The following is a 14934-nucleotide window of genomic DNA, read 5'->3' on the forward strand; positions in this document are numbered from 1 at the left end:
GGATGCTCTTTTATTGATTGTACATCTAAAATTATTCATCAATGAATTTTAAAAAACTTGTCGGAAAAGTTCATTTATTCTTGGGTTTGGCATCTGGGATTATTGTTTTTATCATCAGTGTTACGGGTTGTTTGTATGCTTTTCAGGAGGAAATACAAAATGCAACTGAGGAGTTTCGATTTGTAACTCCGCAAAAGGCTCCTATGTTGCCACCTTCACAATTGCAGGAAATAGCCACTAAGACTTTGCCTACTAGAAATTTACATGCCATTATGTATGGCTCTCCCGACCAGTCAGTCCAAGCTATATTTTATCATTTTGAGCCATATCACTATTTCTTAGTGTATCTCGACCCATACACAGGCAAGGTGTTACAGGTGAAAGATATGTCAAAGGATTTTTTTAGATGGGTATTAGATGGACATTATTATTTGTGGTTGCCTCCTTCGGTTGGACAACCGATTGTGGCATCGGCAACTTTGGTCTTTTTTATCTTACTTATTTCTGGCATTATTCTTTGGTGGCCTAAAAATAAGGGTGCAGCCAAGCAACGATTTTCAGTTAAATGGAATGCTCAATGGCGTCGTAAAAACTATGATTTTCACAACGTTTTAGGCTTTTATGCTTCATGGGTGGTGGTTGTATTGGTTATAACAGGGTTGGTTTGGGGATTTCAGTGGTTTTCTAAAGGAGTTTATGCTGGAATAGGTGGAAAAAAATCTTTAGAATTTGTCGAACCACTTTCCAGAAAAGTTCCTTCCTCAAGTTCAGAAGCTGCCATAGACCAAGCTTGGCATAAAGTCTTGAAGGAAACACCTCAGGCAGCCTCTATCGAAGTCCATGTTCCTGAATCAGATTCTGCATCGATTGCAGTGAATGTGAATCATCAAAAAGGAACTTTTTGGACTACAGATTATCGATATTTTGACCAATATACATTGAAGGAGCTTAATGTTTCGCATCTGTATGGTCGTCTCAAAGATGCAACGGCTTCGGATAAACTTTTCAGAATGAATTACGATATTCATGTTGGCGCTATTTGGGGAATAGCTGGAAAAATTTTAGCTTTTTCAGTAAGCCTTATTTCAGCAAGTTTGCCAATCACTGGATTTTTAATTTGGTGGGGACGTCGTAACAAAAAGAAGGATATTTTACCTAAACAAAAAAATAAAACCGCATTAATTACTGAGTAATCAAATTGGGCTGACGAAAAAATTGGTAAAGTGGAACCAGCGATTTTCGATTCAAAAAGCCTTTTCAATTAGTATTTAGAAAGTCGATCTCTAAACCTTTATTTCGCTATCAGAAACCTATCCGTTTATTTTGGATAGGTTTTTTTTTATCTTGTACCAAAAATCTCCAAAGACTATGTCTCACGTAACATTTCCCGAAAAAACTATTCTAATTTGCGATGGTAGCAAGTGCGGAAAACATAAAGAGCTTCGAAAGTTCTTTAAGGAGTCTATCAAGGATCATGGACTCAAAGACGAGGTTGAAATTGTAAAAATTGAATGTACGGATCGCTGTAAGCATGCTCCAATCGTATGCTTTCAACCGCAAAATCAATGGTTGTCTGAGGTGACGATATGGCAAGCCGATTCACTTTTCAAAAAGTTTATTTTAGAAAAAGAATAAAGCACCCGCAAGGTGCTTTTTTTGATTCTCCGATTTATCTATTGTTTTGCCCGTATGGTCGAATAAATGAAGGTAATCTTTTATTACCTTCAGAAAATGATAAAATTACTGAATTATTATCCAAAAATGATGTCTACACACATCACATAAATGAATTTCAGTAATGAATCGAGCATCTATTTTTAGCTTATTAATTGCTAATACCCTTCTGTACGTTTCTTGTGACTCAACAAAAGCGAACAAACAAAATTTAGTTCCCTCAGGTTTGACGGGCGAACAACTATCTCAACAACATTGCGTTTCATGCCACGCTTATCCATCTCCTAATTTAGTGGAAAAAGAATGGTGGGCTAAAGGTATTTTGCCAAAAATGGCTTTACGACTTGGTATGGGAAATAAAATGGGATACTTTACCAATATCAGTTATGAGGATATGATGGAGGTTTCGGTAGCAAATATTTACCCAGATGCACCTGCTATGGCTCCCGAAGATTGGAAGAAGATAGTGGACTTTTATGTAAAAAATGCTCCTGAAAAACCTATTCCTCAAGTTTCAAAAGTCAAAGCCACACAACTTTCTGATTTGTTTGATATTCAAACCTTAGAGAATACCAACAACGAGCCTTCATTGGTAACAATGGTGAAAATTTTACCTAATGAACAAGCTCTTTATGTAGCTCATCGTGGTAGAAATCGGGTGGAAAAATGGGATAAAACACTCCAAAAAATCTCCGAAGTTCCCACAGAGAGCCCTGTTTCTGATGTTGTAAAAACACCTAATAATATGATGGCACTTGGTATGGGCATTATGGATCCCAATGACCAAGCATTGGGAAAACTATGGAGTATCGCCAAGGGTTCTCCTCAAACGCTAGTCGAAAAGCTTCGTCGTCCTGTCGAGATCTCAATGGGAGATTTAGATGCTAACGGTACGCCTGACTATCTGATTTGTGAGTTTGGTAACGATATAGGAAAGTTGACGTGGTATGATCAAAACTTTAAATTGAAGAAAGAAATTTTGAATTTTGCAGGTATCCGAAATGCCACTATTACCGATATAAATGGCGATAAATTGCCTGATATTGTGGTTTTACAAACTCAAGGTGATGAAGGCATTTGGGTGCTCGAAAATCGAGGTAATGGAGAATTTGAGCCCAAGCGTGTCTTGCGTTTTCCTCCTATTTACGGCTCAAGTTTTATTCAGGTAGTTGACATCAATAAAGATGGCTATCAAGATATTGTGTATACCAATGGCGATAATGCTGACGCTTCTATTTCATTAAAACGTTATCATGGCGTACATGTTTACCTGAATGATGGAAAGACGAATTTTAAGCGTCAATATTTTTACCCGATGCATGGAGCTTCTAAAGCCTTAAGTCAAGATTTTGACGGTGATGGAGATATGGATATTGCAGCTATTTCGTTTTTCCCAGATAAAAAACAAAGTCCTGCAGAAGGTTTTTTATATTTTGAAAATACAGGAAAAGGCTTTACTCCGCATTTTATGGAGGGAATTTCTGATAAAAAATGGATGGTAATGGATTGTGGCGATTTGGATAAAGACGGAGATATCGACCTTGTGTTAGGGGCGTTTAATCTTCAAGATAGAGATAGACAATCCAATGCGTCCTCTGAAAAAAGGACTGGTGTTTACGTACTAAAATCAAAAAATAAGACTCATTTGTAGAGGCCACTTGGGGATTCTGCGGTTTTTATTGCACTAAAATCATAAAGTAAGGATATATTCAGAAAGCTAAATAGAATCCCACAAATGACCTCTTCAAAGACTACTGAATATAGTTTCTACGTTGGCACAGACGCAATACAGCATTAATTCTTGCTTGAATTTCAAAAGGATTAAAAGGTTTTTCTATGTAATTGTCAGCACCCAAGTTCATACATTCAATGCGGTCTTTGCTTTCTGAACTTGCTGTTAATAATAGAATAGGTAGACTGGAAAAAAGGTGACTCTCTCGGAGCTTTTTGATTAACTCTTTTCCACTCAATAGAGGGAGGTTTAATTCAGTAATAAGAAAATCAATGTCAATACCAGAGTTTAAAAAATCAATGGCCTCGTAGCCGTTACTTTTCTGGATAATGTCAAATTCTTTTCCTAAAAAATGGTCGAGGATAATTTTGGTAGAATCGGACTGATCTACAACTAGAAGTTTCTTTTTTAAATTCATCACAACAATGGCAGGTAAAGTTAAGGACAAAATAGTGGGTTATTCTTGCGATGCTTCTTTAGTTGCACTGCAAGAATAACTACTTTACCGCAATAATCATGCCTTAAGTGAGGAAAATTTTGTTTGTTTTTTATTTTACGGTATAAATCTCAAAAGTTAAGTATGATTTTTCTAGTTTTTTAACGTTAAATACAAGCCTTCAGGTCGTTGAGCATCATCATTCCAACGTTTGAGAGAATCTTTTGTAAATAATTCTTTTTCTAAAAAGCTGATTTCTAAATAATTATAAGTCTTGTCTTCTTTGAGATTTCCAACAGTTTGTTCAACAATCGGGATCCAAGTTCCTGAATTAAAAAAAGCTTTATTTTCTTGAAATATTTGCATGGGGTTGTGCGTGTGGCCCATGGTTATTACTTCTATACTAGGGTATTTTTTGAAAATATTGGGCGCCTCTTGCGATAAATCATCAGGTTCTTTAAGATTGAATACACCGACAAACTGACCAACAATATAGGATATGATTAAGGTGCCCAAGTTTTTTAAGAAACTTAAGTTACTCCAATCTCCTTTCAGATTGATGTTAGTAATATCTTTATACATCAAAAAAATGGTAAGCACCACAGGTATCATGATGATGCCAATAAAGGTCAGTGCCTGACCAAAAACATAGGCAAAGGCTTTTTTATCAACAAATTTCAATAGTGCTAGTACCCTTTTAGTCAAAATTTCTATAGCTAAAGGAAACCTTTCTTTTAGAAGAATAGCTAGGATATTACTGGTCGGACGAATATTATCAAGAAAAGGATAGGCTACTTCAATACGATTAAGCAAATATCTATTGACAAACGAACCCAAAGGTAACCTCAATTGCCCGCTAAGTTTACCATCCAATGTTGGTGTTCCAACCACATGAGAGAATTTATCATAACGATGCCCATGTTCGATATAGAGTTTTTGGTTGATGATTACCGAATCTTGTATAAAAGATATCTTACCTATTATGGGTTTGTTTTGTTGGAGGGCTATCTCATTTAATTTTACAGAAAAATAGGTCTGAACCTTTTCCCAATGCCATTCCAAATCATGGTTGCCTTTTAGAATCAGGAGTTCTTTGTGGGGCTGACTAAGCCATTCTACAAGGGCCAGAAATACTTTTTCGTGACCTTCAATAACTTTTTCTAACTTCCAAATAGATTTAAAATCATCGGTTTTGAATCCATATACTTTTTCATCCTCAGTGAAGCTGGCTTTCAGCTCCTCGATTGTTTTATTTATTTGAACCTTTTGTAAAATTTTTTGCCATTCATCATAGCCAAAGTGAAGTACTTCTTTTTCTGTAAAAATGACCCTCAAAAAGTCGATAAAATCACCATTAATCACTAAGACGGCTTCTTCTTCTTGATATTTGTTTAGGTGAAATTGAATCCATCGCAGAAAAGCTTCATCGGCAAAAAAGTTTTCGGTTCCTGTAATCATTCCAGAGGGTTCTTTTCCTCTTGCAATATGCAAATCGCTAATGATTAAGAAATGAGCAGCAGATGTGTTGAGTGTCTCTACTTGATGTAGGTCGGTCAGAGAATTATTTTGGAGTGTCATGGCGTATAATTTTTCTTCAATTTCTTGAAAAAATAGGGCAAAAAAAAATTGGTTTCAGAAAACTCTGAAACCAATTACTCATTTATCAACTATAAAGAAAATTTTCAATTAATACTATCTTTCTGATGCTGAGCATCTTCAGATAATGGATATATAATTAACTCATAAGCTCTTGCTATTTGCCTGAGCTTATCTCTATCAACTCTTTATCATGATGATTTCTCACTTCTACTTTATTGTCAAAAAACATCGTCGCTCCATTTTGTGAGGAATAAGCAGGCCAAGATGGTAAACCTTTGTGAGCTGGATTGCCAGTACGTGCAAAATTAATCCATGCTTGACTCATTTTGTCTTCTAGAATTTTTGCTTCCTTTCCACCTCCAGTCATTTCCTGACAACGGTCAATGTTGTTAAATACAAAACCCAATTCGATACAGTGAATAGCCTTGTACATACCATCGTTTACAGGAGATTGCCATGTAAATAGATATGCATAAACAGGTGCTCCACCAAAATCTGCCTTTAAGTTGGCATGCTTCACCATGCCAGGTCTAAATGCTGCCAAATCTATATCGATATAGTCAGATGGTTTTGTGGTATTTGGATAGGCTTTTTCAACAGCCTTCAAATAGGCATCTGTTTTGTCGGCATAACGTTTTTTTAGAAAATCTACAGCTTGTTCTTTGGTAAAATCACGAATAGCTGGATTCATTAACGACGCCATGAATTCATTTTTGGTACAACCCAACATGAATGGAATATCTTTTGAAATAGCCAAGCCCGCAGGGTCAACTTGTTGATAAGGCAAAAAGTCACCATCGTGAACAGGTCCCCAACCTAACCCACCACCTACAAACGCTTTTCCATCTTTTTTCATTTGATCTTGAACTTTAGCAATCGCTTTTTTGCTAGCCTCATTCAATTTTTCGTATGGAATTTTTTGTAAAGAATCTACCTGATTTGGTTTCAAACCCAATACTTCTAACAAAGCCTCGCCCACTTTTTTGCTATCTTCTTGTTCCAAAAAGCTTTGACGATAACTACCACTTTGATTGATTGCTTTATGAAATAGCCCTTTAGCCGATGGCGCATACATCAATGTAGTAACTTTAGCACCACCACCTGATTGTCCAAAAATGGTTACATTGTTTGGATCTCCACCAAAATTGGCAATATTACTTTTGACCCATTCCAAAGCCATAACAGCATCCATCATTCCGACATTGGCTGATTTTTTGTATTTATCTCCAAAACTAGACAAGTCCAAAAAGCCAAGGACATTTAAACGGTGATTGATAGAAACCACTACGACATCTCCTTTTTTACTCAGATTTTCGCCTTCGTAAGATGGTAACTCAATAGCCGAACCCGCACTGAACCCACCACCATGCAACCAAACCATAACAGGGCGCTTTTTGCCGTCATTGATACCCTGCGACCATACATTTAGTGTTTGACAGTTTTCGTTGGTATAACCCCAGTTGTGGTTAAATGCAAATTCGAGAGGGTCAAACACCGTTGTTGTTGGGTCGGTAGGACATACAGGGCCATAAGCTGTAGAACTACGCACATCGCTCCAAGCCTTTGGGCGAGTAGGAGGCATAAAGCGCTCAGATTGTGCATAAGGAATGCCCTTGTAAGTAAAAGTTCCGTTGTGAATATAACCTCTTACTTTTCCCAAATCGGTGCTTACAACGGCAATATTTTTACCTGCCACCAATGGGTCTGATTGTGCATGCGTGTGCGAAAGGGTTCCTAGCAAACTCACACTCAGTAAGCTACTCAATAAAATGATTTTTTTCATTAGTTAATTGGTATAAGTGTAAGTAAATGAGTAGCATTTATGCTTTTCGAGTTACCTACGTTTTTAAATAATTGGATAATATGGAAACGTCATCTGAGCAATTGTCTCAATGTGAGACTATAGATACAAATGTGATAAAAAAATCGGATTTAATGCAAAAAAGTGTGAAAAAAATTATACAAATCGAAGAAAGTTTGGGTAAATAATCATCTGCTAGGTCTTTACTCATTAACTCTAATCATCAAAATGTTCAAAAGCAGGTCTTTATGACTGAGTGATGAACCTTAAACTGTTTTTTATGAATCCTAAAATTCCTCAATATCGTTGGAGAATAGTACTCTTACTTTTTTTTGCTACCACCATCAACTACCTTGACCGTCAGGTAATTGGATTATTAAAACCGACCCTAGAAAAAGAATTTAACTGGACAGAGTCCGATTACAGTCAAGTAATCATGGCGTTTACGGCGGCCTATGCCACAGGCTTTTTGTTTTTTGGTAGAATCATCGATAAAATTGGTACAAAACTAGGTTACACTATTTCGGTTGTATGGTGGAGTATTGCGGCAGTATTGCACGCCGCCGTAAGTTCAACTTTTGGTCTGGCAAGTATGCGTATGCTCTTGGGGCTTGGTGAGTCGGGTAACTTTCCTGCTGCTATCAAAACGGTAGCTGAATGGTTTCCCAAAAAGGAACGAGCTTTTGCCACAGGTATATTTAATTCAGGTGCAAACATTGGTGCGGTAGTAGCTCCTATTATGGTACCTTGGATTTTGGGTGCGTATGGCTGGAGAGAAGCGTTCATTATCACTGGGGGTGTGGGTTTTATTTGGTTGATTTTCTGGAAATTATATTACGAAACGCCTACCAAACACCCTAAATTAAGTCAGGAAGAGTTAGAGTTTATCAATAGCGATGCCGACGAGCAAGAAGTAGAAACTACAGAATCGGTGAAATGGATTAAGCTTTTTGGGATTCGTCAAACATGGGCTTTTGTATTTGGTAAAATGTTTACTGACCCCATTTGGTGGTTTTTCCTTTACTGGTTACCGTCATATTTTGCAGAGCGTTTCCAGTTAGATTTGAAAAAGCCTAGTATTGAATTAATAGTAGTGTACACAGCTACGACCATAGGAAGTATTGGTGGCGGATACCTTTCGGGTTATCTTATCAAAAAAGGTTGGACTGTATTTAAGGCAAGAAAGGCCTCTATGCTGAGTTTTGCGCTGGCGGTATTACCTGTATTTTTTGCCCAATATTGCACTAATATCTGGCAGGCGGTTGGTTTGATTGCCCTTGCGATGGCGGCACACCAAGCTTGGAGTGCGAATATTTTTACTACAGCATCAGATATGTTTCCGCGCAAGGCGATTAGCTCAGTAGTTGGAATTGGTAGCATGGCAGGCTCTGTTGGAGGAATTCTATTTCCTATTCTAGTTGGTTATTTGTTAGATACTTACAAAAAGGCTGGAGATATAAACATCGGTTATAATGTGATCTTTATCATTTGCTCAATGGCATATATTGTTGCTTGGCTAGCAATGCACTTTTTTGCCCCTAAGATGGAAAAAGTAAAATTATAGCTGAATGTGGGATTATTGGGTTTAATGCTTTAAATTGGCACTATATAACCCAGATTATCACCACATCATAATTGTTATTAGACGGCTACTTTCCTAAGTAGCCGTTTTTTGTGGTTCTAGTTCAAAAATTTATTTAGACTTATTTTAAATAGCTATTGCATGATATTCTTTCTCCTATTAACTTTGTAGTGTATTCAAAATAGAGGTAAGGTTATGGAATATCCTGCATTTCACGAATTGTATCAAAATTCAAAAGGAAGTACTTGGCAATGCGATTTGACAAACAAGATTCATGTGCATTTTAATGGAATGGTAGCAAGTTTCAAGATTCATGATTTCTTAGCATTTCGTCGTAAGGTATCGTCAATCGATATTCATCAAATGATCTTTAATTTATCAGATGATTTTGATTATGAGTTAGTTGAAGCTCCACAAGCACAATTGTCATGGGAGCTAACGCTTTGTGAAATAGTTCAGTTGAGAGATTTATTGGATGGAACGAAGTTTGTCCTTTCCTTAAATAGTATGTTATATGAGGTGTTGGGAGAAGGGGCTTTAGCATAAATGCTTTTACAATAATCGGTGTACATATTAAAATATCGCTTCATGGGGACTCAACGCTCTGTGTAGCGATTTTTTTATGGCGATTGATTAATACCCTTTAAAAGATAAAACATGGTAGAAACGCTTTTTTTATTTTCTATTTTTGTTGAAGGTATAAGTAAAAAACAATCATTTCTTGTTTTATCTATATATTCAAACATTATTCACTAATTATTTTAATAGAAAATGAAACATGTATTTCGTACCAGAATAGTGGCTGTACTGGCTCTATTGGTTACAATTCTTACTTCTGTTGCATCTTGGGCAGCTGCTCCCAAAAGAGATTTTTATCAGTTAGTTATTTATCGTTTGAAAACAGCCGAGCAAGAGTCGAGACTCGATAATTACTTGCAAAATGCCTATATGCCTGCATTGCATCGTGCAGGTATTGAAAAAGTGGGTGTATTTAAGCCTATCATTGCAACTGATGCTGCCGAGCCAGCCGAAAAATTAGTCTATGTATTTATTCCTTTTAAATCACAGGATGAATGGGCAAAGTTGGAAGGAAAACTTGCTTCAGATAAAACTTATTTAGAAGACGGAAAAGATTATATCAATACGCCTTGGGATAAACCTGTATATACACGCATGGAGTCTATTTTGATGAGAGCGTTTGTTGATCAACCGCATTTCCAAATGCCTGCGCTTTCTTCGCCAAAATCCGAAAGAGTGTATGAATTTAGAAGTTATGAAGGTCCAAGCGAGAAACTATACGTCAACAAAGTAGATATGTTTAATGCTGGTGGAGAGGTTAAATTGTTTAAAAGATTGAATTTCAATGCAGTTTTTTACTCGGAAGTAATTTCAGGTGCATCAATGCCGAACTTGATTTACATGACAACTTTCGAAAACAAAGCCGATAGAGATGCGCATTGGAAGGCATTTAGTGCTGATCCCGAATGGAAAACTTTATCTGCGATGCCAAAGTACCAGCATAATGTTTCAAAAAATGATACACGTTTCTTGAGACCAACGGATTACTCTGATATCTAGTAAATTAAAAAGTTTTGAGAGAGGTGAGCTATTAATGCTCACCTTTTTTTATTATGGCTAATAAATCTATAATTTAACCTATCCATTTGCTTTGAAATAAGCAGTCTTATCTCTAAATTTACCTACCTGCCTTTCTACAACAAGTCCGCACGTAATAAAATGCCTACAATTTTACACCGAATTAACGAATATTATCAAATAATGTGCGGAATGATGACTAAATATGGTATTTTTGTATATTGTTTTTGTACAAATTATTCGCATTCACTTTAGGAATTAGATATATACACACAATGGATACTTTTTTTAGCCAAAACCTGCAATACCTACGCAAACAGTTAGACGGAAAAATTTCGCAGGAAAAACTTGCTGAGGAAGTTGATTTAAAAAAATCTACACTCGGTTCTTATGAGAGTGGTCGCGCTGAACCACGTTATGCTGATTTGATTAAATTGGCTAGTTATTTTAACGTAAGTGTAGATGATATGCTTACAAAAGACCTAGCAACAAATCAACCAACCAAACGTCAGGAAGATAAGCTTAGAATATTGGCTACTACTGTTAACAACGAGAATGAAGAAAACATCGAGTTTGTTCCTATTAAGGCTGTAGCGGGTTATTCAAACGGTTACGGAGATATTGATTATATTAGTCGTTTACCCATTTTTAACGTACCTTTTTTACCGAAAGATCGCAAGTATCGTGTATTTCCTATTCAAGGAGACTCGATGTTGCCTTTGAGAGAGGGCTCTTTAGTTTTTGCTGAGTACGTTGACAATTGGCGTGCTATCAAAAATGGTACAATTTGTATTGTTGTTACCAAAGATGAAGGTGTTGTTCTGAAAAAAGTATTTAATTATCTCAACGAGAAAAACGTCTTGATTCTTAAATCAACCAACGAAAGATACGCTCCTTACCCTGTAATGGAGGACGATATTCAAGAGCTTTGGAAATTTGTTGGATTCTTTACGGGAGAATTTCCTTTGTAGAAAAGAGTTATCCAACCCTTTAGATATCAAAAAAGCGGTCGAAAATTAATTTTTCGACCGCTTTTTTGATGAATAATTGAAAAACAAGCCTTTCTCTCAAAGTAGAATAAAGTATATTGTCAATGAACATCCATTTCTGATTTTAATCTCAGTAAGGTTGTAGTATTGATAGGCTTACTGATAAATTCTTTGACACAAGGTACTACTTGAGATTTACGAATATCTTCGGGGTCGATACTTGAAGAAAGAATAATAACCTTTGTTTCTGGAAAATTATTTTGAAATCTCTGTCTAAAAATATCAAGGAATGCCCAGCCACCCATTTGAGGCATATTCAAATCGAGAAAAATTAGCTCTGGAGCATCAATGGAAGGGTTTTGTTGTAAACCTTCATAATAACTTACAGCCTCTGTTCCATCTGCGACGGTTTCTACTACTGATGAAAAATCACATTTTTTCATGGCCATCTTGAGTATCATCAAGGTGATGGGGTCGTCGTCTACACACAAAATCTTCTTAAACATATTTACTTCTTGAATAAAATTGAAAATTGAGTCCCTTTGTCTACCTCACTTTTTACTGAAATATTCCCACCAAGGGATTTTATCTGAGCCTGCACCATATACAAGCCAATTCCTTTACTATCTGGATGATTATGAAATCGTTGATAGAGACCAAATACTTTGTTTTTATGTCTTTTGAGGTCGATTCCTAATCCATTATCCGTAAATGTCAATTCGATGCCTTTTGAAGTATTTCTAGTTTTTACCACAATTTCTAAAGGCCTTTTGTTCGAACGATATTTCAGGGCATTTGATAGTAAATTTAAGAGTATACTTTCTAGATACGATATATTAAAATTTACAGATGGCGCCTTTACAAAATTAGTAGTGATTGATGTCCCTGCCTCTTGTATAAGCTGTTGTGTCATCTGTGTTATTCTGATCCAAACTGTCTCAAAATCAATAAGTTCTTGTTGAACATTGACATTTTCTTTAATGACCAAGATTTTTAATAAATCATTGATGGTATCATTAAGCTGATTGGTCGAAGTTTTGAAACCTTCTAATACTGTCAATGTCATAGGGTCTGTGATGGTTGAGGTATTCAACATCTTGAGCAAACCTAACAAGTTAGATAATGGCGAACGAATATTATGAGAAGTTATATAGGAGAATTGACGCAAATCTTGATTGATTTGCGTTAATTCCCTAATCAGTAACTCCCGTTCTGCCTCATTTTTTTTTCGTTCGGTAATGTCCTTCTGAATCGAAATCCAATGTGTATACCAACCTGTTTCATCTGCAAGAGGAACAATAGAAATACTTACCCAAAACGGTTCGCTATTCTTTCTATAATTGATAATTTCAATCTCGCAGGGCTCCCATTTTTTTAAAGCCGCTCTGATTTTGTTTAGTTCGTAACGACTACTTGCAGGGCCTTGAAGGATTCTTGGTGATTTTCCTACAATTTCATGAAGCTCATATCCTGTCATTTTGGTAAAAGCTTCATTGGCATAAATGATTCTCGGACCTGGCTGTTCTACAGGTTCTGCTTCAGTAATTAAAATAGCATCGTTGCTATTGGTAATTACTGATTTCCAGAGATTTAGCTGTTGTTCTTCTTGTTTTTCTTTGGTAATGTCACGCATGGCACCTACCATTCTGATAGGTTTGCCATGGGTATCGAAAACCATATATCCCTTATCGCTTACATGGGCAATTTCGCCATTGGCGCGTATGTAACGATATTCACTTTCCCAAGTACTTTGTTCTGGATTGGCGAGCGCCAGTTGAATTTCATCCAAAACTCTTTCTTTATCTTCTGAATATATATTTTTGCTCCAATCCTGAAAATCTTTCATAGGACCGTAAGGGTACTTTCCAAAAATAAATTCGTAATTGTCTGACCAGTACGAATCTCCAGTAAGGATATCCCAGTCCCAAATAATATCTCGTGTTGCTTTTTTGGCTAATTCAAAGCGTTCATTACTTTTTCTGAGCGCTTGTTTAGCTTGTTTTTGTAGAGTAATATCCAAAAATGTACTATCAACCCGCAGAGCATTACCAAGGGTATCAAAGATGACTTGGGTTTTGCTGAAAAGATATTTGGTTTTGCCAGAAGCAAGTACAATTCTAAACTCTTTTTCGATAGGCTTGCTGCCATATAGCACAGATACTTCCAATAGTTTGATTGACATTCTATCTTCTGGATGAACCATTCCGATAAAGTTTTCATAGTCAAACTTTTCTCTATTTTCGGTTATTTCAAAAATCTTAAAAACCTCTTCTGACCAGAATATTTTTCCTGTTCTTAAATCATGCTCCCAATAAGCAAGATGGGCAATTTCTTGTGCGGCCTTGAGACGATTATTGGTTTGGATAAGCTCCTTTTCTGCGAGTTTTCTTTGTGTTATATCATGAACAAGCACCAACGATACCGTACGATTTTTATACTCTATCTGATGGGCTGTAATGTCAACGGTTAGGGGGATTCCAGATTTGGTTTGGTGCAATGAAATACCTCGATAATTGGGTGGATCAGTATTAAAGTCCCAGCTGGCATTTTTGTAATTCTCTAAATGCTCTGGAGCGATAATATCATAAACGGTCATACTGAGAAGCTCCTCTCGGCTATAACCATATTGTCGCAAGGTTGCGTCATTCACTTCAAGAAATTCCTTGGTATAGAAATCGTTAATCCACATGGGTAATGGATTGTTATTGAAGAGATAAGAATAGTTTTGTTCAGAAAGTTTAAGTGCTTTTTCTTTGACTAAACTTTCGGAAAAATCTTTGGCAATAGCAATTACCGTTTGTCGATTTGGATTCCAAACGGCATTCCAAATCATGGGAAATATGGTTCCATCTTTCTTGCGGACATCTAAAACTACATTTTGGATCGTTTGTCCGTGTACTAAAGAATCAAAAGTTTTTTTAATAATGTTCAGAGAAGATTCTGTTAAAAAAGATAGTAGATTCTTATGCTGAAATTCATCAATGGTATATCCCCAAGATACACTGGCTGCTCTATTAATTTTAAGAATGTTTCCCGATTCGGTGGTTATACACAGAATATCATTTGACTGATTAAGTATCGGATTAAAATCTGGTGAGATTATCGTGTTGATGATCTCTTGTGGTGCCAAAACGTGGGGTATCGAGATGTATACGATAGTCTGTTCAGCCGATTGCATAATTCGGGCCTTTAGACCATACGAACTCGAAAAATATTCGGTTACATTCTGTGAAGGAGTAACAGATTCTTGTTGAAATCCAAAATCGTTTAATAATTGAGGAAGAACCTTTCCCGAACTCAAACCTTGGTGACTCTCAATGAAAGTTTGGGCTTGGCGATTTTGATAAATGTTTTCTTGATTCTTATTGTAGATAAGAATCGCTTCATTGGCAAAATCCAAAGCTTGATAGAAAGCAGGATTTTCCTGTTCTATCATCGAGGTAGATTTTTTAGTTGTATTTTCTGAAAGTTGAGATTCGGTATTAGTAAACGTTTCCATAGAAATTTGCTCTTTGTATGGGGTTT

12 protein-coding genes are annotated in these 14934 nt (G+C 36.4%); 7 read left to right on the forward strand and 5 right to left on the reverse strand.

Going from position 1 to position 14934, the window contains the following annotated elements:
* Positions 1–41: 41 nt before the first annotated feature.
* The 3 genes from QM524_RS21835 (at position 42) to QM524_RS21845 (ending at position 3325) form a co-directional block, all read left to right on the forward strand.
* Entirely contained in the window at positions 42–1193 is a 1152-nt protein-coding gene (locus QM524_RS21835; protein ID WP_283346223.1) for a PepSY-associated TM helix domain-containing protein, read from the forward strand.
* Between the two features lie 175 nt (positions 1194–1368).
* On the forward strand, positions 1369–1635 hold the full coding sequence (locus tag QM524_RS21840; protein WP_095168157.1) for a (2Fe-2S) ferredoxin domain-containing protein: 267 nt from the start codon (positions 1369–1371) through the stop codon (positions 1633–1635).
* 163 nt (positions 1636–1798) lie between these two features.
* Positions 1799–3325, forward strand: coding sequence for an FG-GAP repeat domain-containing protein (locus QM524_RS21845; RefSeq protein ID WP_283346224.1), 1527 nt, complete (start codon positions 1799–1801; stop codon positions 3323–3325).
* 100 nt (positions 3326–3425) lie between these two features.
* On the opposite strand, the gene QM524_RS21850 is transcribed toward QM524_RS21845, so the two are convergent.
* From QM524_RS21850 to QM524_RS21860, 3 genes are all read right to left on the reverse strand, one after another.
* Complete coding sequence (locus QM524_RS21850) at positions 3426–3824, reverse strand: response regulator transcription factor (RefSeq protein ID WP_283346255.1); 399 nt, start codon at positions 3822–3824, stop codon at positions 3426–3428.
* Between the two features lie 171 nt (positions 3825–3995).
* Positions 3996–5420, reverse strand: coding sequence for a metallophosphoesterase (locus QM524_RS21855; RefSeq protein WP_283346225.1), 1425 nt, complete (start codon positions 5418–5420; stop codon positions 3996–3998).
* Between the two features lie 175 nt (positions 5421–5595).
* Positions 5596–7224: a carboxylesterase/lipase family protein gene (locus QM524_RS21860; RefSeq protein ID WP_283346226.1), complete on the reverse strand. Its 1629-nt coding sequence runs from the start codon at positions 7222–7224 to the stop codon at positions 5596–5598.
* A gap of 298 nt (positions 7225–7522) precedes the next feature.
* Between QM524_RS21860 and QM524_RS21865 the strand changes: the two genes are divergently transcribed.
* The 4 genes from QM524_RS21865 to QM524_RS21880 all read left to right on the forward strand — a co-directional run bounded on the left by QM524_RS21865 (position 7523) and on the right by QM524_RS21880 (position 11391).
* Positions 7523–8806 (forward strand): MFS transporter, encoded by a 1284-nt coding sequence (locus QM524_RS21865; RefSeq protein ID WP_095168359.1) that lies wholly within the window; start codon positions 7523–7525, stop codon positions 8804–8806.
* A gap of 213 nt (positions 8807–9019) precedes the next feature.
* Positions 9020–9370: a hypothetical protein gene (locus QM524_RS21870; protein WP_095168168.1), complete on the forward strand. Its 351-nt coding sequence runs from the start codon at positions 9020–9022 to the stop codon at positions 9368–9370.
* 225 nt (positions 9371–9595) lie between these two features.
* Positions 9596–10402, forward strand: a complete 807-nt coding sequence (locus QM524_RS21875; protein ID WP_283346227.1) for an NIPSNAP family protein — start codon at positions 9596–9598, stop codon at positions 10400–10402.
* Between the two features lie 293 nt (positions 10403–10695).
* Positions 10696–11391 carry a LexA family transcriptional regulator gene (locus QM524_RS21880; protein ID WP_166577393.1) on the forward strand — a complete coding sequence of 232 codons (696 nt, stop codon included), beginning with the start codon at positions 10696–10698 and terminating at the stop codon, positions 11389–11391.
* Positions 11392–11510: 119 nt separating this feature from the next.
* On the opposite strand, the gene QM524_RS21885 is transcribed toward QM524_RS21880, so the two are convergent.
* Positions 11511–11915: a response regulator gene (locus tag QM524_RS21885; protein WP_166577392.1), complete on the reverse strand. Its 405-nt coding sequence runs from the start codon at positions 11913–11915 to the stop codon at positions 11511–11513.
* 2 nt (positions 11916–11917) lie between these two features.
* Positions 11918–14908: a PAS domain-containing sensor histidine kinase gene (locus tag QM524_RS21890; protein ID WP_283346228.1), complete on the reverse strand. Its 2991-nt coding sequence runs from the start codon at positions 14906–14908 to the stop codon at positions 11918–11920.
* Positions 14909–14934: the final 26 nt, after the last annotated feature.

This window comes from Flectobacillus roseus, from assembly GCF_030056595.1.
GTDB classification, from domain to species: domain Bacteria; phylum Bacteroidota; class Bacteroidia; order Cytophagales; family Spirosomataceae; genus Flectobacillus; species Flectobacillus roseus.